The following is an 18,514-nucleotide window of genomic DNA, read 5'->3' as shown; positions in this document are numbered from 1 at the left end:
CGGGACATGGTAAAACAGCGCCGTGCCCTTTTCCGGAGAACGCGGCGATGACGTCCAAACTTGAACAACTCAAGCCATTCACCACTGTGGTCTGCGACACCGGCAATCTGGAAGCCATCAGCCGCCTGCGGCCCGTGGGCGCCACCACCAACCCGTCGCTGCTGCTCAAGGCCTGCGCCATCCCGGAATACGCCGAGCGATTGCGTGCCGAAGGGATCCGGCCGTTTGCGCGGGATCAGGAAAAACTGGAAAAGCTGCTGGCCAGCGCATGACTGCACTCTCTGCTTTGGCCCAACCACGCACGTTGGTGTTCCTGACCTACCCGCACATGGGCTTGCTCGACCTGACTGGCGCCCAGACGGTGTTCTGGGCCGCGACCAAGGCCATGGCCGAGCGCGGTTTGCAAGGTTATGTGTTGCACAACGCCAGCCTGGCGGGCGGGCTGATGCCGACCGCCGAGGGCTTGAGCGTCGACACAGTCGCCTTGGCACAGTTTGACCCCGCTGCCATCGACACCCTGGTGGTACCCGGCGCGCCAGCCATTGAGCAAGCCATGCTGGAAAATACCGCGCTGGTGGACTGGTTGCGCAACGCCTCCGGCCAGGCGCGACGGACCGCCTCGGTGTGCAGCGGCACGTTTTTGCTGGCGCTGGCGGGCTTGCTGGAGGGGCGCCGCGCGGCAACGCATTGGGCCATGTGCGAGCTGCTCAAGCAACGTTTCCCGAGCATCGAGGTGGACGTGGACGCGATCTTCGTGCAGCAAGGCCAGGTGTGGACCTCGGCGGGCGTCAGCGCCGGGATCGACCTGGCGCTCGCGCTGGTGGAGGCTGACTGCGGGCGCGAAGTGGCGCTGCAAGTGGCACGCGAATTGGTGGTGTTCCTCAAGCGCCCCGGTGGCCAGGCGCAGTTCAGCCAGGTGCTGCAAGCGCAAACCGCCGACAGCGCCAGCTTTGATGCGCTGCATGCATGGATCAGCGACAACCTGCGCGACAGCGACCTCAGTGTCGAGCGCCTGGCCGCGCAGAGCCATATGAGCCCACGCAACTTTGCCCGGGTCTATAAGCAAAAAACCGGTCGCACCCCGGCCAAGGCCATCGAACTGTTTCGCATGGAAGCGGCGCGCCGCATGCTCGAAGACTCCCAGCGCAGCATCGACCAGATCGCCGGGCTTTGCGGGTTTGGCGATGAGGAACGCATGCGCTGCACCTTCCACCGCCACCTGGCCATCTCACCCCGCGACTACCGCGAGCGCTTTTCCCGCTAGGCCGGCAGAGGTGGCAGTCATCCAGGGTTATATGTCCTTTCGGACAGACCCTGCTGCTTTTACAGTGATCCGGCAATGCCTTGCGGCTTATCTGGTCTCTGGAGCAACCCCATGAAACAACACATTCTGATCATTGGCGCCGGGTTCGGTGGCGTGTGGAGCGCCTTGAGCGCGGCTCGGCTACTGGATAAACACGACCGCAACGATGTGCGCATCAGCCTGCTCGCACCCCAAGCGGAGCTGCGTATCCGCCCGCGGTTCTACGAGCCCGATGTACATACCATGCTGGCCCCGCTTGATGCGCTGTTCGACGCTGTGGGCGTGACCTTTGTGCAAGGCGCCGCCGACAGCATCGACGCCACTAATAAGCAAGTGACCTACCGCAACGCGGCCGGCATCCCGGCCACCCTCGCCTACGATCGCCTGGTAGTGGCCGCCGGCAGCCGCCTGAACCGCCCCGGCATGGACGGCATCGAGCATGTGTTCGATGTGGATCAGATCGAAGACGCGGCGCACCTTGAAGCCCATATCAACGCCCTGAAAAACCTGCCCGACAGCCCGGCCCGCAATACCGTTGTGGTGGCCGGCGGCGGCTTTACCGGTATCGAGACCGCCACCGAAATGCCGGCGCGCCTGCGTGCGGCACTGGGTGAGACGGCCAACATCCGTGTGATCGTGGTCGACCGCGGGCCGCAGATTGCCGCGTCGATGGGCGATGGCATACGCCCCTCGATCATCGAAGCCAGCCAGGCACTGGGGCTTGAATGGGTACTGAACACCTCGGTCGCCTCGGTGGATGCCGGTGGCGTGACCCTGGCTGATGGGCAGCGGATTGAATCGAGCACCGTGATCTGGACCATCGGCTTTCGCGCCAACCCCCTGACCGAACAGATTGAGGGCACCCGCGATCCCCAGGGCCGCCTGCACGTGGACGCCCACCTCAAGGTCAAGGGCCAGGCTGCCATCTTCGCCGCTGGCGACGTGGCCTACGCCGCCACTGACGCGCTGGGCAACTTCGCTGCCATGTCCTGCCAGCACGCCATCGCGCTGGGCCGCTACGCCGGCAACAACGTCGCCGCCGATCTGATCGGCGAGGCCCCCATGGCCTACAGCCAACCCAAATACGTCACCTGCCTCGACCTCGGCGCTTGGGGCGCGGTGTACACCGAAGGCTGGGACCGTCAGCTCAAGCTGGTGGGCCAGGAAGCCAAGGAACTCAAACAGCAGATCAATAGCGTGTGGATCTACCCACCGGCAGCGGATAGAAAGGTGGCGTTGGCGGCGGCGGATCCGTTGATCCCGGTGGCGTAGGACAGTCAGTCAAGCGAACGCATTGCTCAAGGCAGTGAAGATCAAATGTGGGAGCTGGCTTGCCTGCGAAAGCGGTCGTGCAGCAACAGATGCAGTGGCTGACACACCGCCATCGCAGGCAAGCCGGCTCCCACACTTAGTCTGTAGTTATCCGGTAGATACGGGGCGATCAGCTTGGCATCGGGGCACCACCCTGCCCAAACCGCCGAATCGCCAGGCAATACCCCACCAACGCCAGCCCCGCCAGCAAACCGCCCGCCGCGCCGATCCAGGCGAAGCCGAAGTGGCTGCCCACCCAACTGCCCATCAACGCGCCGCCGCCGATGCCAATGTTGTAGATCCCGGAAAACATCGCCATGGCCACATCCGTGGCATCCGGTGCCAGCACCAGCACCTTGGACTGCATGGCCAGGCCAAACCCCATGATCGCCATGCCCCAGAAAATGCTCAGCCCCACCAGGTAAGACTCGGCGCCGCTCAACGGCAGCATCAGCGCCAGGCACGCGGCGAGGATAGACACTGCGCCGATCACGAACAGGTGGGGGTTGAAGCGATGCACCAGGCTGAACAACAACGAGCCGATGATGCCAGCACCACCGAACACCAGCAGGATCAGGGTCACGGCACTGCCGCCCAGGCCGGCGACGCCTTCGACGAAGGGTTCGATGTAGCTGTAGGCGGTGAATTGCGCAGTGACGGTCATTGCGGTCAGCACATAGAGCGCCACCAGCGCCGGGCGCTTGAACAGCAACGGCAGGCTGCGCAGGGAGCCGGAGTTCTGGCTGGGCAGCAGCGGCAAGGTGCGCCCAAGCCAGAACACCAGGGCGGCGGCGAACGCGGCGATCACCAGAAAGGTGGTACGCCAGCCCATGGCCTCGCCCAACAGACGGCCCAAGGGAATGCCCAACACCATCGCCAGGGACGTGCCGGTAGCCAGCAAGCCAAGAGCCTGCACCTGCTTGCCCTCTGGCGCCAGGCGTACGGCCAGTGAAGCCGTGATCGACCAGAACAACGCATGGGCCAGGGCAATGCCGACCCGACTGACCATCAGCAAGCCGAAGCTGGTGGCCACGCTGGAGAGGATATGGCTGGCGATAAACAGACCGAACAGCACGATCAGCAATTTGCGCCGTTCGACGTTGCGGGTCAGCAGCATCACCGGCAGCGAGGTCAGCGACACGATCCACGCGTAAATGGTGAGCATCAGGCCGACGCTGGCCACGGGCATGTCAAAGCTGGCACCAATGGCGCTGAGCAGCCCCACAGGCACGAATTCGGTGGTATTGAACACAAACGCGGCCAGCGCCAGGGCGATGACCGGTTGCCAGTTGGCTTGGGGGGTTGCGGCTGAAAGGCTCATTGACGGGCGCGGTACTCTGACGATGATCAAGCGGCCACCCAGGACAAGCGCCGCCGCCGAGCATTCTATAGGTTTCTCGCACCGCTGTTGCTGCGGATCGTCGCCCCAGGGTTTATGGCGAGGTCATGGTAATCACGTAATTGCCCGACTGAATCAGCTTGCCGGCGCGGTCTACCAGCACGTAACGCTGATCGTAATAGCGCCCCTCGCCGGTGTCCGCTACCAGCCGCACATGGGGTGCGTCGACGCTGACCACCGGCGCGACACTGCGCACCTCGATTCGGCTGCCACGACTGGATTGGGCGCAACCGCGCAGTTCCATTACCGAGCCGCTGCGCGCATTTGTCGCACACCCTGACTCGACAATCGCGCCGCTGAACCTGATGGTGCCCTGCCCCACGGTCTGGGCGGCTCCGCAGGTACTTGCCCACAGGCCCAGGAGGCCAGTCATTACCGCAACACGACGAACGTTCATGCCGACACTCCTTCTTGGGTTAGTTAAGAAGTAAGTCGTCGGCACGCCGGTTAACTTGAGCTTATTTACCCGCGAATGAGAGGTGCATCACGGATCCACCTGCCCCATCAATTCAGGAATGCTCTCCGGCCGCTGGGCATAGCGTTGGGCCAACGCCGCACAAACCATCAACTGGATCTGGTGAAACAGCATCAACGGCAAAATCAACACCCCCATGCTCGCCCCGGCAAACAGCACCTGCGCCATCGGCACGCCGGTCGCCAGGCTTTTCTTCGAGCCGCAGAACAGGATGGTGATGCGGTCTTCCTGGTTAAAACCAAACGCCTTGCCCAGCAGCGTCGACGCCACCAACACCAGGGCCAGCAACACGCAGCAGGCCACCACCAACCCGCCCAATTCCCACAGCGGGATCTGGTGCCAGATGCCTTCGTTGACCGCCTCGCTGAAAGCCCCGTAGACCACCAACAGAATCGAGCCCTGATCGACGAATTTCAGCCAGGCTTTGTTACGCCCGACCCAGCCCCCAATCCAGCGGCTGGCGACTTGCCCGGCAATGAACGGCAGCAACAACTGCACGCTGATTTTGACAATCGCATCGACTGTGGAGCCGCCATCCCCATGCACGTTGAGCAGCAGCGCTACCAGCAGCGGCGTCAGGAAGATGCCGAACAGGCTGGACGCCGCCGCGCTGCAGATGGCCGCCGGGATGTTGCCGCGGGCCAGGGAGGTAAAGGCAATCGCCGATTGCACAGTGGCCGGCAAGGCGCAGAGGTAGAGCATGCCCATGTACAGCTCGTTGCCGATCAGCGGCGACAGCACTGGCTTGAGCGCCAGGCCCAGCAACGGAAACAGTACGAAGGTCAGGCTGAACACCAGCAAATGCAAACGCCAGTGGCCGGCACCGGCGACGATGGCCTTGCGCGACAGCTTGGCGCCGTGCAGGAAAAACAGCAGCGCGATGGCCAGGTTGGTGACCCAGCCGAACGCCACGGCGGTCTGGCCGCTGGCGGGCAGCAGTGAGGCGAGGATCACCGTGGCGATCAGGGTGAGGGTGAAGTTGTCGGGGAGAAACCGGGGCCGGGTCATAAGCAATTCTTCCAGGGGTTGCCAAGAGCGTCGCGACGACTCTAACGTAACCACCTGTTACCGACTAACGCCAATGAGCCAGTAAATGCCGCCTAAAGGACATGAAAAAGCCGTGCGCCGCAGTGTACCTGGGCTTTCCAGCCTGCCGAGGCCGGTGTACGGGCGTACTGAATCCTTGCCCAACCGGGCGCTGACACGACGCCACAGCCACCCGTGGGTGCAGTTGTCCTACGCGATTTCCGGGGTGCTGGAGATCCAGACCAGCGTCGGTCGTTTCGTCGCGCCACCGCAGCGCGCCGTATGGATTCCGGCAGGCATGCCCCATCGTGTGTTCAGTTCGCCCCATACGGAAATGCGCAGCTTGTACCTCGATTGCAGCGTCACCGCCTGGGCCGCCGAGCGTTGCCAGGTGCTGGAGGTGAGCAGTTTGTTACGCGAGCTGATCCGCAACTTCAGCCAATTGCCGGTGGAATATACCGAGGACGGGCCGGACGGGCGCCTGGCTCAGGTACTGCTCGATCAGCTCGCCGCCGCGCCCCAGGTGGATTTGATGTTGCCGCTGCCTCACGACCCACGGCTGCGGCAGATCTACCGCAGCCTCAACCTGCATCCCGAGCAGCAGACGACGTTGGGCGAGTGGAGCCGCAAGCTGGAGGTGAGTGAAAAGACCCTCAGTCGGGTGTTCCTGAGTGACACCGGGCTGACATTCCGCGCGTGGCGCCAGCGCCTGCGCCTGTTGAGCGCCCTGCCCGCCCTGGAACAAGGCGAGCGTGTGACGGATGTGGCATTGGGGTGTGGCTATGAATCGACCTCAGCCTTTATCAATGCGTTTCGTCAGCAGTTCGATTCCACCCCCGGTGAGTTCTTCCGCTGACCCTCCCACGACGCAAATAATCCCCAAACCCACGCTCGGCTGGTATTGTGCCGCGCTTTGAAACACAGCAACCGACTGCGAGGAAATGGACGTTGAACACTGACGAAAAAATGACCGGGGACCTGTTCGAGGTTGATAAGCGCCTGTCACTCAAGCCCGTGGTGGACTTCAACGCCTACCTGCGCAGCGCCTTCGGCGACGGCCCTTGCACCTGCGTGCGCTGCACGGCCAACGGCGGCGATGAAAGCGGCTATGAGTTCCAACACACCTTCACCTTCGAGGGTAAGCCGGTGCACCGTCGCTTCGCTTCGACGGCGGGCAGTGATGTATTGATGGCGTTGAAGAAGGCATGGTTGTCGTACACCAAGGCCGAGCTGCCGCTCAGTGGTACGTTGGCGCTGGATACAATCAAAGAGTTTGTCGAGCCACAGTTGCACAAACGCCTGGCGCCACTGTTTGTCGCCAGCGGGTTGGTCAAAGATGTCGAAGGTGAATTGCGCATCCAGCCGCAAGCCGCAGCCTGACACCGGTTAATGTGGGAAACACCACTGTCGAAGCAAAGAAGATCCATGTGGGAGCGAGCTTGCCTGCTATAGCGGTAGTGCAGTAGCAGGCGCAGTGACTGTCACGCCGCCTTCGCGGGCAAGCCAGCTCCCACATTGGTCATGCATCGCCCACAAAATCAGCGTCCGGCACAGATCCCCTGTGGGAGCGGGCTTGCCCGCGAAGGCGGCGTGTCAGTCACTGAATATTCAACTGAACCACCGCTATAGCAGGCAAACCAGCTCCCACATTTTTCCGGTTATTGGCCTAGAAACCGGGAACGCTTTGCACGCGCAACTCAGGGGTCAGTTCGTCCAGCGGCTCGGTCAGCGGCCGGTCGCTCCCACCCGGCAGCAGGATCACCTTGCGGCATTCCTCCTCGGCTTTATCAAACAGCTCATACCCCCGCGCCGCCTGCTCCAGGGGCAGCCTGTGAGTGATGATCGCTTCCGGGTGCAGATGCCCCAGCTCGATGTGCTCCAACAACTCCGGTAAAAACCGCTGCACATGGGTCTGGCCCATCTTGAAGGTCAGGCCCTTGTCGAAAGCATCGCCAAACATGAAGCCATGGATAAACCCGGCATACACCCCGGCCACGCTGACCACACCACCGCGACGTACGGCGGCGATGCACTGGCGCAGCGCCTTGCCGCTGCTGCCCTCGATCTTGAGCGCGGTGAGCAGGGTTTCCGTGGTGCTGCCCTTGGCCTCGAAACCCACCGCGTCCACCACACCATCGACGCCGCGCATGCCGGCGGTCTGGCGGATGATGGTGTCGGCCGGGTCTTCGTCTTCTTCGAAGTTGATCGGGATCACGCCGTACATTTTCTGCGCATAGGCCAAACGATACGGATGGTCGTCGACCATGAAGATCTGCTCGGCACCCAGCATCTGCGCGCAGGCCGCACTGAGCAGGCCCACGGGCCCGGCACCATAGATGGCCACGCTGGAGCCTTTGTCGATGCCAGCGTTGGTCACTGCCTGCCAAGCGGTGGGCAGGATATCGGAGAGGAACAGCACCTTCTCATCCGCCAGGGTGCCGGGCACCTTGAACGGCCCGGTATTGGCCTTGGGCACCCGCACCCACTCCGCCTGACCGCCGGGAATACCGCCATACAGGCGGCTGTAGCCAAACAGCGCGGCACCCGGTGGGATGGATTTTTTATTCAGGATCGCGCCGCGCCCATCGTTGGTGGTTTCGCAGGCGGCGAATTGCTGGAGCTGGCAGAAAAAGCAATCGCCACAGGCAATCACGAACGGAATCACCACACGGTCGCCGCGTTGCACGGCGGTGACGGCCGGGCCGGTTTCTTCGACGATGCCCATGAACTCATGGCCGAAGATATCGCCGTGCTCCACGGTCGGGATCTTGCCCCGGTACAGGTGCAGGTCCGAGCCACAGATCGCGGTGGCGGTGACCCGCAGAATGATGTCGTCGGGTTGTTCAATGATCGGATCGGGCACGGTATCCACCTGCACCTTGTGTGCGCCCTGGTAAGTCATCGCTCGCATGCTCTGCGCTCCTGCCGTTGAGGGGTTACTGATTAAGGGCGGAGCAAGACCATCAGTGTTCCATCAACCTCGTTCAAGACCCGATCAATGGTCGCCGCGAGTCTGGGCCAACAGCAGGTCGACTACCTGGCGCAAGCTGGCAAGCGCATCGGCGCCGCTCGCCTGAGCCTGGGCCTGCCAGCGCAACTGCTCGGCCGCGCTGTTGCCGCGTCGCAGCAGCGCCTGCAGGGTATCGAACAGCAGCGGCTCGCCCATGGCCTCTGCGGTGGCGGCAAAGGTCTGCCGGGCGCACTGCAGCCATTGCTCAGCGCTGCCCAGGGTGCCTGCGGCGTCCAACGCGAAGGTGCCAGCGGCACCATAACGCTTGGCCTGCCAGCGATTTTCCTTGAGTAGCCAGCGCGCCTCGGAATTGAACCTGGCGCCAGGGCGCTGCATCGCGCAGGCATGGGCGACCATCACCCGAAACAGCGTGGCGAGGGCCAAGGTGTCCGCCAACCGTGGGCAGGCGTCGGTCATGCGCAGTTCCAGGGTGGGATAGCGTGCCGCTGGGCGGATTCCCCACCAGCCATTGCCATCGGCCTTGATCGCGCCGATGCGCTGTAACATGGCCAGGTAGCGCTGGTACTCGGCCCAATCGCTGAAGTGTTCCGGCACGCCCATGCGGGGCCACTCGTCGCACGCGGCCTGGCGGTAGCTCATGAAGCCGCTGGGCGCGCCGTCCCAGAAGGGGGACGAGCAACTGAGCAGCAGCAACAACGGCAACCACGGCGACACCTGGTTCATCACCGCGATACGGTCCAGCGTTTGCGGCACCTGCACATGCACATGCAGCCCACACAACACACTGCGCCGCGCTACATATTGAATATCGTCGAACAGGTGCCGGAAATGCGCCTGATCGGTTGGCCGCTGCCCACGCCAATCGGCCAGGGGGTGGCTGCCGGCGCACACCACACCGAGGCCGAACTCAGCCAGGGATTGCGCCAGGTTGCCGCGCACTGCCCGGAAGTAGTCCGCCGCTTCGGCGCTGGAGGTGAACACCGGAGAGGCCGCCTCGATCTGGCCCTGGAACATCTCAAACGAGAAGCCCGCGCCAATCGCTTCGCGACAGGCCGCCAGCACTGCCGCCGAGGGCTCGCCGACCATCTGGCGGCTGTGCAGGTCGGTGATGAAGTATTCCTCTTCAATGCCAAAGGTGAGCATCGGGTATTCAGCGCAATCGGGTGACAGTCAGTGCGACCACGGCGATGCGCTCCACCTGCTCATAGCCTGGTTTTTCCAGTTCTTCACCGAAAACATCCGGGTCCAGTTCGCGGTAGGTCCAGCCGTAGGCGTCGCTGCCCAGCAGCGGCTTGACCGCCTCCACGAAGGGGTCGCTGCCGGCCACCATCGCCACCCCGGTATACAGCAACAGGCTACCGCCCAGGGCCAGGCGCCCGATGGACTCACTGACGATGCGCAGCGACAACTGCTCCCCCAAGGCGCCGCCGCCATGGCGATAGGCGCGCTGGCGGTCATCTTTCATGTACGGCGGGTTAGCGACGATCAGGTCGAATTCGCCCTCCACACTGGCCAGCACATCACTGTGATACACGCTGACGTTATTCAGCGCGGCCAGCTCGGCATTCACCGCGGTCATGCGCAGGGCACGGGGGTTGATATCTACCGCCAGCACCTGGGCGTCATGCCGGGCTTTAGCAATCACCAGCGCACCGACGCCGGCGCCACAGCCAATGTCCACAGCGCGCTTGAGCGGCTCGAAACGCTGTTGCAGATAGGCTTCGATCACGTGGGCAAAGCGGTAGCTGTCGGGGCCGAAAAACACCGCGTCCGCCTGGTCGGTGGGATAAGGCGAATGGGCGAACAGCAGCTCGTCGAGGCTCGACCATCGCACTGCGCTGCGCCATAGCGCGCCGTGCTTTTCGATCACATCCGCTTGCTGCAATTCTTCACGTAGGGCCTCGGGCAACAGGCCTTGATCGAACGGCATCGACCAACCGAACACATCGCGCAGCGTCATTGCCAGGGGCGTCGCCAGCCGCCGATAGACACGCTCATGGGTCAAGGGCGTTGGCGTGATAAAGCGATAACCACCCTCCTTCAACCCGCGGCCCAAATTCAACAAGGCACGATCAGCCAGTTGTTGCGCAGACATAGGCACATTCCTTAGCGCAGGCGCGCACGCAGTTGGATAAAGCGGCGAGTGGCATACAGCCCGGCAGGCGTGCAGTGACGGCGGGCCGACAGCCACGGGATCAGCGCATTGAGCTGTTGCTCATCGGGCAAGTTGCACAATGACTCCGCCAGGGCCTGGGTATCAGGATCCGCGGGACGATGCTGCTCGCGGGAAAACCGGCTGCCGCGTCCCGGCCGCACGGGCGGCACGCGTTCGCTGGCAACCCATTCACCCGCAATCCAGTCATGGATCAGTTGTTTTTCATAACCGCTGAACACCCCGAACATCGCGGCGCCAGCGCCCTCGATCAATTGCCAGAAGCGACTGTTGGTGGGGTCCTGGTTGTGCTTGATCCAGCCTTTGTCTTCGAGGGCCTTGAGGAAAGCGCCGATCTGCCCAGGCCGGGCCAGCCATTGGTTGACGGTCTGCCCTTCAAAGCGGCAATAGTCCGAATGCATGTGCTGGCCGAAGGCGCGCTTGCGCTCAAGCATCGCCACCACCTCGTCCTGCAAGTTGAATTGTTTGATGATAGACGTGGTACCCAGGCCCAAATCATTCAGACGGTAGCCTGCCGCCACACGGCGATAGAAGTCTGCCCTGCCCTCGCCCAGCGGCAACAGGTTCAGCACCGATTGTGCAGCTTTGCACGCGTGGCCACTGCTGGCGTTGTCGATGGTGACATGCAGCGTGAAGTAATAAGGGTCGATGCCTAGCTCACTGAGTTCATAGGCGGTGATCAACAGGTGCAGCGGCAGTTGCTCGTAACCCAGGTTGAAGCCAATGACCTCCGGCAGGAACTCGTCGGCGCACACGCCAAGCGCCAGTTGCAGCGCGCCTTGCAGGTAATGGTCATCCTCCAGGCCGGCTTCGCTGTCGGCATCGTGCTCGCTGAGCAACTTGCGGTAGATCACCACGTGGTTCTGCGCGGCTTCACCGTCGCCCAATTCTTCAAGGTAAGTGGTGAGCAGGCCGTCGAAGCGCTGGTCTTGCCAATAGCGCAGCAAGCCGTATAGCCAGGCGCCGTCGACCTGTTTGGTCGGCGCCACACACTGCAGGAAATACAACGCATGGGCCTTGTTCTGGAAATACCGTCGTGGCCCCCCTTGCTGGCGCTGCTCAAGGTAGTCGGCATAGGCCTGGGCCACCTCGGCGCAGCGTTGCTCGACCCAGGCCATCAGCTGTTCGGGCGCCTCAGGCAAGTCGCAGTCGGTGGCCTCTACCAGGGCCAATTGATCGTGCAGGTATTCACGCGCCAGTTCGGTGGCGTATTGGGTTTCGCCATGCAGCTGTTGGTAGACCCGTTGATGGCGACCTTGGGCCGAGTCGGTGAGAGAGGCCGGCTGGCCTGACAGCGCTGTGAGGAGTGTCATGATGGCAGTTTCCGCAAAGTCCGTTACAACGGGCCTCCCACAAGGTGGCCCCGCAAGAGCGCTCAACATCACGCGCTTCTAAAATGCAGAGCCTCGGGGCGTGCGGAAAATTCAAATGAGGTTGGGTTGGGAGGGATAAGCGGTCGTTTGTCAGGGCTCACAAAACCAAAAAATGCCTGTAGGAGCGAGCTTGCTCGCGAAAAACGTCAACGATAACGCGTGCTTCCTGAATAAACGCGGCGTCGGTGAGTTCTTCGCGAGCAAGCTCGCTCCTACAGGGGTTGAGATGGCGCTGTTACTTACGCGCCGCCTCCCACTGCTTGAGCAGGTCGTTGTAGTTCACGGTTTCGCCCTTGGGCTTTTCGTTGGCCAGTTTCGGCTTCGGTGCACCCGGCTGGTCGAACCAGTATTGCGCGTCACGCTCGGGGTTCATTTTCGGGCCGCACACCGGTTGCACCTTGGAGCGTTCCAGGCGCGTCATGATCGCATCCTGCTCCTTGGCCAGGTTGTCCAGCGCCTGTTGCGGGGTCTTCTCGCCGCTGGCCGCTGCGGCGATATTGCTCCACCACAGTTGCGCCAGGCGCGGGTAGTCCGGCACGTTGGTGCCCGTCGGGGACCACTCGGTGCGGGCCGGGCTGCGGTAGAACTCCACCAGCCCCCCGAGTTTGGGCGCCATGTCGGTCATGGCCTGGGAGTTGATATCGGACTCACGAATCGGCGTCAGGCCAACGATGGTTTTCTTCAGCGACACCGTTTTTGAGGTCACGAATTGCGCGTAGAGCCAGGCCGCGAGTTTCTGCTTTTCGGGGGTGGACTTGAGGAAGGTCCAGGAACCTACGTCCTGATAGCCCTTCTTCATGCCCTTTTCCCAATACGGCCCGACTGGGGACGGTGCCATGCGCCATTTCGGCGTACCGTCGGCATTCACCACCGGCAGGCCCGGCTTGACCATATCGGCGGTAAACGCGGTGTACCAGAAGATCTGCTGGGCGATGTTGCCCTGGGACGGCACCGGGCCGGACTCGGAGAAGGTCATGCCCGCCGCTTCCGGAGGCGCGTAGGCTTTCATCCAGTCCACGTATTTCTGCGTGGCGAATACCGCCGCCGGGCCGTTGGTGTCGCCGCCGCGGGTGACGCTGGAGCCCACCGGGTGGCAATCCTCTACACGGATGCCCCACTCGTCCACCGGCAAACCGTTGGGCAAGCCTTTGTCGCCACCGCCGGCCATGGAGAACCAGGCATCGGTGAAACGCCAGCCCAGGGACGGGTCTTTCTTGCCGTAGTCCATGTGCCCATAAATGCGCTTGCCGTCGATTTCCTTGACGTCTTCGCTGAAGAACTTGGCGATGTCTTCATAAGCCGACCAGTTCACCGGCACGCCAAGGTCGTAGCCGTATTTCTCCTTGAACTTGGCCTTCAACTCCGGCCGCTCGAACCAGTCGGCGCGGAACCAGTAGAGGTTGGCGAACTGCTGGTCGGGCAACTGGTAGATCTTGCCGTCCGGCGCGGTGGTGAAAGACAGGCCGATAAAGTCCTTGAGGTCCAGGGTGGGCGAGGTGAAATCCTTGCCTTCGTTGGCCATCAGGTCGGTGATGGATTCGGTCTTGCCGTAGCGAAAGTGCGTACCGATCAAGTCGGAATCGTTGACCCAGCCGTCATAGATGTTCTTGTCGGACTGCATCTGGGTTTGCAGCTTCTCCACCACGTCGCCTTCCTGCAGCAGGTCGTGGGTCAGCTTGATGCCGGTGATTTCACTGAAGGCCTTGGCCAGCACCTTGGATTCGTACTCGTGGGTGGTGAGGGTTTCCGACACCACGTTGATCTTCATCCCACGGAACGGCTCCGACGCCTTGATAAACCACTTCAACTCTTCAAGCTGCTGGGCTTCGGTAAGGGTCGAGGGTTTGAACTCGCTGCCGATCCATTTTTTCGCGGCATCTTCATACGCATCGGCCCAGGCCGAAGCGCTCAAACCACTGAGGGCCAGTACGGCGGCCAATGAAATGCTATGTCGCAGCTTATTGTTTTTATTCAACATAGAGACCTCCAGGTTAATTTCAAACGGGGCTTGTAGGAGCGAGCTTGCTGTGGCGAGGGAGCTTGCTCCCGCTGGGCTGCGAAGCGGCCCCAAAATAGATATCCGAGTCGGTTATCGGTTTGGGAGTGCTGCGCACTCCAGCGGGAGCAAGCTCCCTCGCCACACAAGCCCGTGCACAGCTAGCCCCAACGCATCACACTCAACAGCCAAACAAGGGAGAGCGCGGACGCCACCCAGATGCTCCAGTCGGTAACGCCAATGACCAGCAAATGCAGGTAGGCGCTGCCGAGAAGACCGATAAACAAGCGATCGCCACGGGTGGTGCTGATCGGCAGCAAACCGCGCCGCGGGATACTCGGCGAACGTAATTCCCAAGTGGTCATGCCCGCCAGAATCAGGGCAATGCCGCCAAAGAACAGCGCAGTGGGGGTGGTCCAGGCCATCCATTCCATCATCGACTCCTCTAGACCCGGCCCAAGGCAAAGCCCTTGGCCACGTGGTTGCGAACAAACCAGATCACCAGCATGCCCGGCAGGATGGTCAACACCCCCGCCGCTGCCAGCACGCCCCAATCAATGCCGGAAGCCGACACCGTACGGGTCATTACCGCTGCGATGGGTTTGGCGTTGACCGAGGTGAGCGTGCGCGCCAGCAGCAGTTCTACCCAGGAAAACATGAAACAGAAAAACGCCGTGACGCCGATACCGGAGCCGATCAGCGGGATAAAAATCTTCACGAAGAACTTGGGAAAACTATAGCCGTCGATGTAGGCGGTTTCGTCGATTTCCTTGGGTACGCCGGACATGAAGCCTTCAAGGATCCATACCGCCAACGGCACGTTGAACAGGCAATGGGCCAGCGCCACGGCGATGTGCGTGTCGAACAGGCCAATGGATGAATACAGCTGGAAGAACGGCAGCAGGAACACTGCCGGGGGCGCCATACGGTTGGTGAGCAGCCAGAAGAACAGGTGCTTGTCACCCAGGAAGCGGTAGCGCGAGAACGCATAGGCCGCCGGCAGCGCCACGCTCAGGGAGATCACCGTGTTCAGGCTCACGTAGTACAGCGAGTTGAGGTAGCCGGTGTACCAGCTCGGGTCGGTGAAGATCACCTTGTAGTTGGCCAGGGTGAAATCCTGCGGAAACAGAGTCAGGCCGCCGAGGATTTCGGTGTTGCTCTTGAAGGACATGTTCAGCAGCCAGTAGATCGGTACCAGCAGGAACAGGATGTAGATCAGTAATGGAATAAGCTTGCGCTTGCTCATGTTGGCGGCCTCAGCGGTTGGCGTCGGAATGGGTCATGGCGGTGTAGAACAGCCAGGACACCAACAGGATGATCAGGAAGTACACCAGGGAAAACGCCGCCGCCGGGCCCAGGTCGAATTGGCCGACGGCCATCTGGGTAAGCGTCTGACTCAGGAAGGTGGTGGCATTACCCGGCCCGCCGCCGGTGAGCACGAAGGGTTCGGTGTAGATCATGAAGCTGTCCATGAAGCGCAACATCACCGCGATCAGCAGCACGCTTTTCATCTTCGGCAACTGGATATGTCGGAACACCGCCCAGGCCGATGCACGATCAATCCGCGCGGCTTGGTAGTACACGTCCGGAATGGCCCTTAAACCTGAGTAGCACAGCAGCGCCACCAGTGAGGTCCAGTGCCACACGTCCATCACCAGCACGGTGACCCAGGCGTCCATGGTGTTGGCCGCATAGTTGTAGCTGATGCCCAGGGCGTTGAGGGTCGAGCCCAGCAGGCCGATGTCGGCACGGCCAAAAATCTGCCAGATAGTGCCGACCACGTTCCACGGAATCAGCAAGGGAATGGCAAGGATGATCAGCACCAGCGAGGACCAGCGGCCCTTGGTGGGCATGGTCAGGGCGATGGCGATGCCCAGCGGGATCTCGATCAACAGCACGCAGGCCGAGTAGATGAACTGGCGCAGCAGCGAGTCGTGCAGGCGTGGGTCGAGCAGCACCTGCTTGTACCAGTCGGCCCCGACGAAATAGCGGCTGGATTGGTCGAAAATGTCCTGCACCGAATAGTTGACCACGGTCATCATCGGGATCACTGCACTGAACGCCACCAGCAGGAACACCGGCAGCACCAGCCACCAGGCCTTGTTGTTCTGCACCTTGTTCATGGCGCCACCTCCAGCAAATAATCGTCGGCGTAGAGCATCAGCCATTGCGCGGGGAAGCTGACGGAGGCCTTGCCTTCCGGCACCGGTTTGTCCTCGGCCAGGCGCACCTTGAGGGTGGCGCCATCGAGGTTGAGGGTCATGATCTTGTAGGTGCCGAGGTCTTCCACATGTACGACGTCGGCTTGCAGGGCGTCAGGGTTGTACTCGTCCCATACGTGGATAAATTCCGGACGAATGCCGACCTGGAGCTTTTTGTAGTCGGTGGTGTTGAGACGTTGCTGCATCGCTTCGGACAGCGGCAACAGGGTATTGGCGAACCCTACACCGCCAGCCTTGGCCTGCACCTCGATCAGATTCATCCCAGGGCTACCGATGAAGTAACCGACAAAGGTGTGGCTGGGCCGCTCGAACAATTCACGCGGCGTACCGAACTGCACGATCTGCCCGCCGTACATCACCGCGATCTTGTCGGCGAACGTGGAGGCTTCCAGCTGATCGTGGGTGACGTAGACCATGGTGATATTGAACTGCTCGTGAATCTGCTTGAGCTTGCGCCGCAGTTTCCACTTCAGGTGCGGGTCGATCACCGTCAGCGGCTCATCGAACAGAATGGCCGACACGTCATCGCGCACCAGGCCACGGCCCATGGAGACTTTCTGTTTTTCGTCGGCGGTGAGGTTGCGGGCTTTTTTGCTCAGCAGGTTTTGCAGGTCGAGGACTTCGGCGATCTCCTGCACCTTGCTGTGAATTCTCGCTTCGGCCATGCCTTGGTTGCGCAGTGGGAACGCCAGGTTGTCGAACACCGTCATGGTGTCGTACACCACCGGGAACTGGAACACCTGGGCGATGTTGCGCTTTTCCGGGGTCAAGTCGTTGACCACTTGGGTATCAAACAGCACCTGGCCTTCGGACGGGCTGAGCAGGCCGGAAATGATATTGAGCAGCGTGGACTTGCCGCAGCCTGACGGCCCGAGCAAGGCGTAGGCACCGCCCTGCTCCCACACATGGTTCATTTCCCGAATGGCGTAGTCTTCTGGCCCTGTAGGCGTAGGGCTGTAGCTATGGGCCAGGTTGCGCAAATGGATCTCGGCCATCAGGCAACCCTCGCGACACGGCGTCCGGGGGCCTGGACCAAGCGGCCCTGACCATCGAACACAAACAGTTTATGGGTGGGGATATACACGCGGATCGGCGCGTCGACATCGTATTCATGCACCCCCGGCAGGTGCAGCACCAGCAGGAAATGCTCACTGCGCACATGCAGGAAGGTTTCCGAGCCGCTGATTTCGGCGACTTCCACGGTCACCGCCAGCTCCAGGTCATCATCGTTGCTGGGCACCAGGCTGATATGGCTGGGGCGCACGCCAAAGCGGAATTCGCCTTCGCCGATAGGACGCAGGTCAACATTGAGTGGGAAATGCACAAAGTTGGCGAAACTCACTTCATTGCCACTGATACGCCCCGGCATCAGGTTGATCGGCGGCTCGGAGAACAGCTCTGCGGCGAGGACGGTTTGCGGCTGGTGATAGACCTCGGCGGCCTTGCCGCTCTGGATCACCCGCCCCTCGTGAAGAATGGTGGTGGTGCCACCCAAGGCCAGGGCTTCGTTGGGCTCGGTGGTGGCATATATCGCGATGGTGTGGCGCGCCTTGAACAGTTCGCGCATTTCCTGGCGCAGCTCTTCGCGCAGTTTGTAGTCCAGGTTGACCAGCGGCTCATCGAACAGAATCAGTTCGGCATCTTTCACCAGGGCGCGGGCCATGGCGGTGCGTTGTTGCTGGCCACCGGACAATTCCAGAGGGTGGCGCTGCAGGAATTTCTCGATGCGCAGCATCTTGGCGGTTTCCAGCACCTTGCTCTGGATCACCTCCTGGGACACACCGGCCTGACGCAACGGCGAGGCGATGTTCTCGAACACGGTCATGGTCGGGTAGTTGATGAACTGCTGGTAGACCATCGACACATTGCGCAGGCGTACAGGCTTTTGCGTGACATCCACACCGTTCATCAGGATGCGACCGCTGTCGGGCTTGTCCAGGCCGGCCATCAGGCGCATCAGGCTGGTCTTGCCCGACAGGGTGCGACCGAGCAGGACGTTGAAAGAACCGGCTTCGAACCGCAGGTTGGCGTCGTCGATCCAGGTTTGGCCGTCGACAACGCGGGAGACATGTTCCAGGGTCAATGACATGACACGACCTTTTTTATTATTGGAATGAATCTGGTGCGTTGTCAGAGCGAGTTTCGTGCCAAAACCGCAAGCGCTTGATGTGTAAGGAGATGGGTGAATCATGATGTTCAGGCGTGAACAATCCGGCTGAACAACTGAACACTGCCGGGGTTGACAATGAACAGTTGTGAACAACA

At 61.6% G+C, this 18,514-nt stretch carries 17 protein-coding genes and 1 pseudogene; 5 read left to right on the top strand and 13 right to left on the bottom strand.

Going from position 1 to position 18,514, the window contains the following annotated elements:
• Positions 1 to 47: 47 nt before the first annotated feature.
• From HU730_RS15545 to HU730_RS15535, 3 genes and pseudogenes are all read left to right on the top strand, one after another.
• Positions 48 to 206 (top strand): annotated as a pseudogene (locus HU730_RS15545) (transaldolase family protein); the annotation flags it as partial.
• Between the two features lie 62 nt (positions 207 to 268).
• Complete coding sequence (locus tag HU730_RS15540; RefSeq protein ID WP_034127747.1) at positions 269 to 1,264, top strand: helix-turn-helix domain-containing protein; 996 nt, start codon at positions 269 to 271, stop codon at positions 1,262 to 1,264.
• 111 nt (positions 1,265 to 1,375) lie between these two features.
• On the top strand, positions 1,376 to 2,575 hold the full coding sequence (locus tag HU730_RS15535; RefSeq protein ID WP_186527152.1) for an NAD(P)/FAD-dependent oxidoreductase: 1,200 nt from the start codon (positions 1,376 to 1,378) through the stop codon (positions 2,573 to 2,575).
• A 169-nt stretch (positions 2,576 to 2,744) separates the two neighbouring features.
• On the opposite strand, the gene HU730_RS15530 is transcribed toward HU730_RS15535, so the two are convergent.
• From HU730_RS15530 to HU730_RS15520, 3 genes are all read right to left on the bottom strand, one after another.
• Positions 2,745 to 3,935, bottom strand: a complete 1,191-nt coding sequence (locus tag HU730_RS15530) for a sugar transporter (protein ID WP_020303072.1) — start codon at positions 3,933 to 3,935, stop codon at positions 2,745 to 2,747.
• 112 nt (positions 3,936 to 4,047) lie between these two features.
• The gene (locus HU730_RS15525) at positions 4,048 to 4,410 is read right to left on the bottom strand and encodes a type 1 fimbrial protein (protein ID WP_034127749.1); all 363 of its coding nucleotides are present in this window, start codon (positions 4,408 to 4,410) and stop codon (positions 4,048 to 4,050) included.
• 87 nt (positions 4,411 to 4,497) lie between these two features.
• Positions 4,498 to 5,496 carry a bile acid:sodium symporter family protein gene (locus tag HU730_RS15520; protein WP_034127750.1) on the bottom strand — a complete coding sequence of 333 codons (999 nt, stop codon included), beginning with the start codon at positions 5,494 to 5,496 and terminating at the stop codon, positions 4,498 to 4,500.
• Positions 5,497 to 5,581: 85 nt separating this feature from the next.
• Here HU730_RS15520 and HU730_RS15515 point away from each other — a divergent pair, with 85 nt between their 5' ends.
• On the top strand, positions 5,582 to 6,370 hold the full coding sequence (locus tag HU730_RS15515) for a helix-turn-helix transcriptional regulator (RefSeq protein WP_014718855.1): 789 nt from the start codon (positions 5,582 to 5,584) through the stop codon (positions 6,368 to 6,370).
• Positions 6,371 to 6,462: 92 nt separating this feature from the next.
• Positions 6,463 to 6,894 carry a hypothetical protein gene (locus tag HU730_RS15510; protein WP_034127751.1) on the top strand — a complete coding sequence of 144 codons (432 nt, stop codon included), beginning with the start codon at positions 6,463 to 6,465 and terminating at the stop codon, positions 6,892 to 6,894.
• 286 nt (positions 6,895 to 7,180) lie between these two features.
• Here the strand turns inward: HU730_RS15510 and HU730_RS15505 are convergent, their stop codons facing one another.
• The 10 genes from HU730_RS15505 to HU730_RS15460 all read right to left on the bottom strand — a co-directional run bounded on the left by HU730_RS15505 (position 7,181) and on the right by HU730_RS15460 (position 18,338).
• Positions 7,181 to 8,425 (bottom strand): zinc-dependent alcohol dehydrogenase, encoded by a 1,245-nt coding sequence (locus tag HU730_RS15505; protein WP_034127752.1) that lies wholly within the window; start codon positions 8,423 to 8,425, stop codon positions 7,181 to 7,183.
• 84 nt (positions 8,426 to 8,509) lie between these two features.
• On the bottom strand, positions 8,510 to 9,628 hold the full coding sequence (locus HU730_RS15500; RefSeq protein WP_186527153.1) for a carboxylate-amine ligase: 1,119 nt from the start codon (positions 9,626 to 9,628) through the stop codon (positions 8,510 to 8,512).
• Between the two features lie 7 nt (positions 9,629 to 9,635).
• Positions 9,636 to 10,580 carry a class I SAM-dependent methyltransferase gene (locus tag HU730_RS15495; RefSeq protein ID WP_186527154.1) on the bottom strand — a complete coding sequence of 315 codons (945 nt, stop codon included), beginning with the start codon at positions 10,578 to 10,580 and terminating at the stop codon, positions 9,636 to 9,638.
• An 11-nt stretch (positions 10,581 to 10,591) separates the two neighbouring features.
• Positions 10,592 to 11,971, bottom strand: a complete 1,380-nt coding sequence (locus tag HU730_RS15490; protein WP_186527155.1) for an iron-containing redox enzyme family protein — start codon at positions 11,969 to 11,971, stop codon at positions 10,592 to 10,594.
• A gap of 295 nt (positions 11,972 to 12,266) precedes the next feature.
• Complete coding sequence (locus HU730_RS15485) at positions 12,267 to 14,009, bottom strand: ABC transporter substrate-binding protein (RefSeq protein ID WP_003192009.1); 1,743 nt, start codon at positions 14,007 to 14,009, stop codon at positions 12,267 to 12,269.
• Between the two features lie 179 nt (positions 14,010 to 14,188).
• Positions 14,189 to 14,461, bottom strand: coding sequence for a DUF2160 domain-containing protein (locus HU730_RS15480; protein ID WP_014718862.1), 273 nt, complete (start codon positions 14,459 to 14,461; stop codon positions 14,189 to 14,191).
• A gap of 11 nt (positions 14,462 to 14,472) precedes the next feature.
• On the bottom strand, positions 14,473 to 15,273 hold the full coding sequence (locus HU730_RS15475) for a carbohydrate ABC transporter permease (RefSeq protein ID WP_003232361.1): 801 nt from the start codon (positions 15,271 to 15,273) through the stop codon (positions 14,473 to 14,475).
• Between the two features lie 10 nt (positions 15,274 to 15,283).
• A complete protein-coding gene (locus HU730_RS15470) occupies positions 15,284 to 16,150 on the bottom strand; it encodes a sugar ABC transporter permease (RefSeq protein ID WP_003192014.1) in 867 nt (288 codons plus the stop codon).
• Positions 16,147 to 17,244: an ABC transporter ATP-binding protein gene (locus HU730_RS15465; RefSeq protein WP_034127757.1), complete on the bottom strand. Its 1,098-nt coding sequence runs from the start codon at positions 17,242 to 17,244 to the stop codon at positions 16,147 to 16,149. Before HU730_RS15465 ends, HU730_RS15470 begins: the two co-directional genes overlap by 4 nt.
• The gene (locus tag HU730_RS15460; RefSeq protein ID WP_014718865.1) at positions 17,244 to 18,338 is read right to left on the bottom strand and encodes an ABC transporter ATP-binding protein; all 1,095 of its coding nucleotides are present in this window, start codon (positions 18,336 to 18,338) and stop codon (positions 17,244 to 17,246) included. The genes HU730_RS15465 and HU730_RS15460 overlap by 1 nt, the downstream gene beginning before the upstream one ends.
• Between the last annotated feature and the right edge of the window lie 176 nt (positions 18,339 to 18,514).

Source organism: Pseudomonas sp. SWRI22 (genome assembly GCF_014268395.2).
GTDB classification, from domain to species: domain Bacteria; phylum Pseudomonadota; class Gammaproteobacteria; order Pseudomonadales; family Pseudomonadaceae; genus Aquipseudomonas; species Aquipseudomonas paracarnis.
The sequence above is the reverse complement of the archived record's forward strand: the minus strand, read 5'-3'. Positions and strand labels throughout refer to the sequence as shown.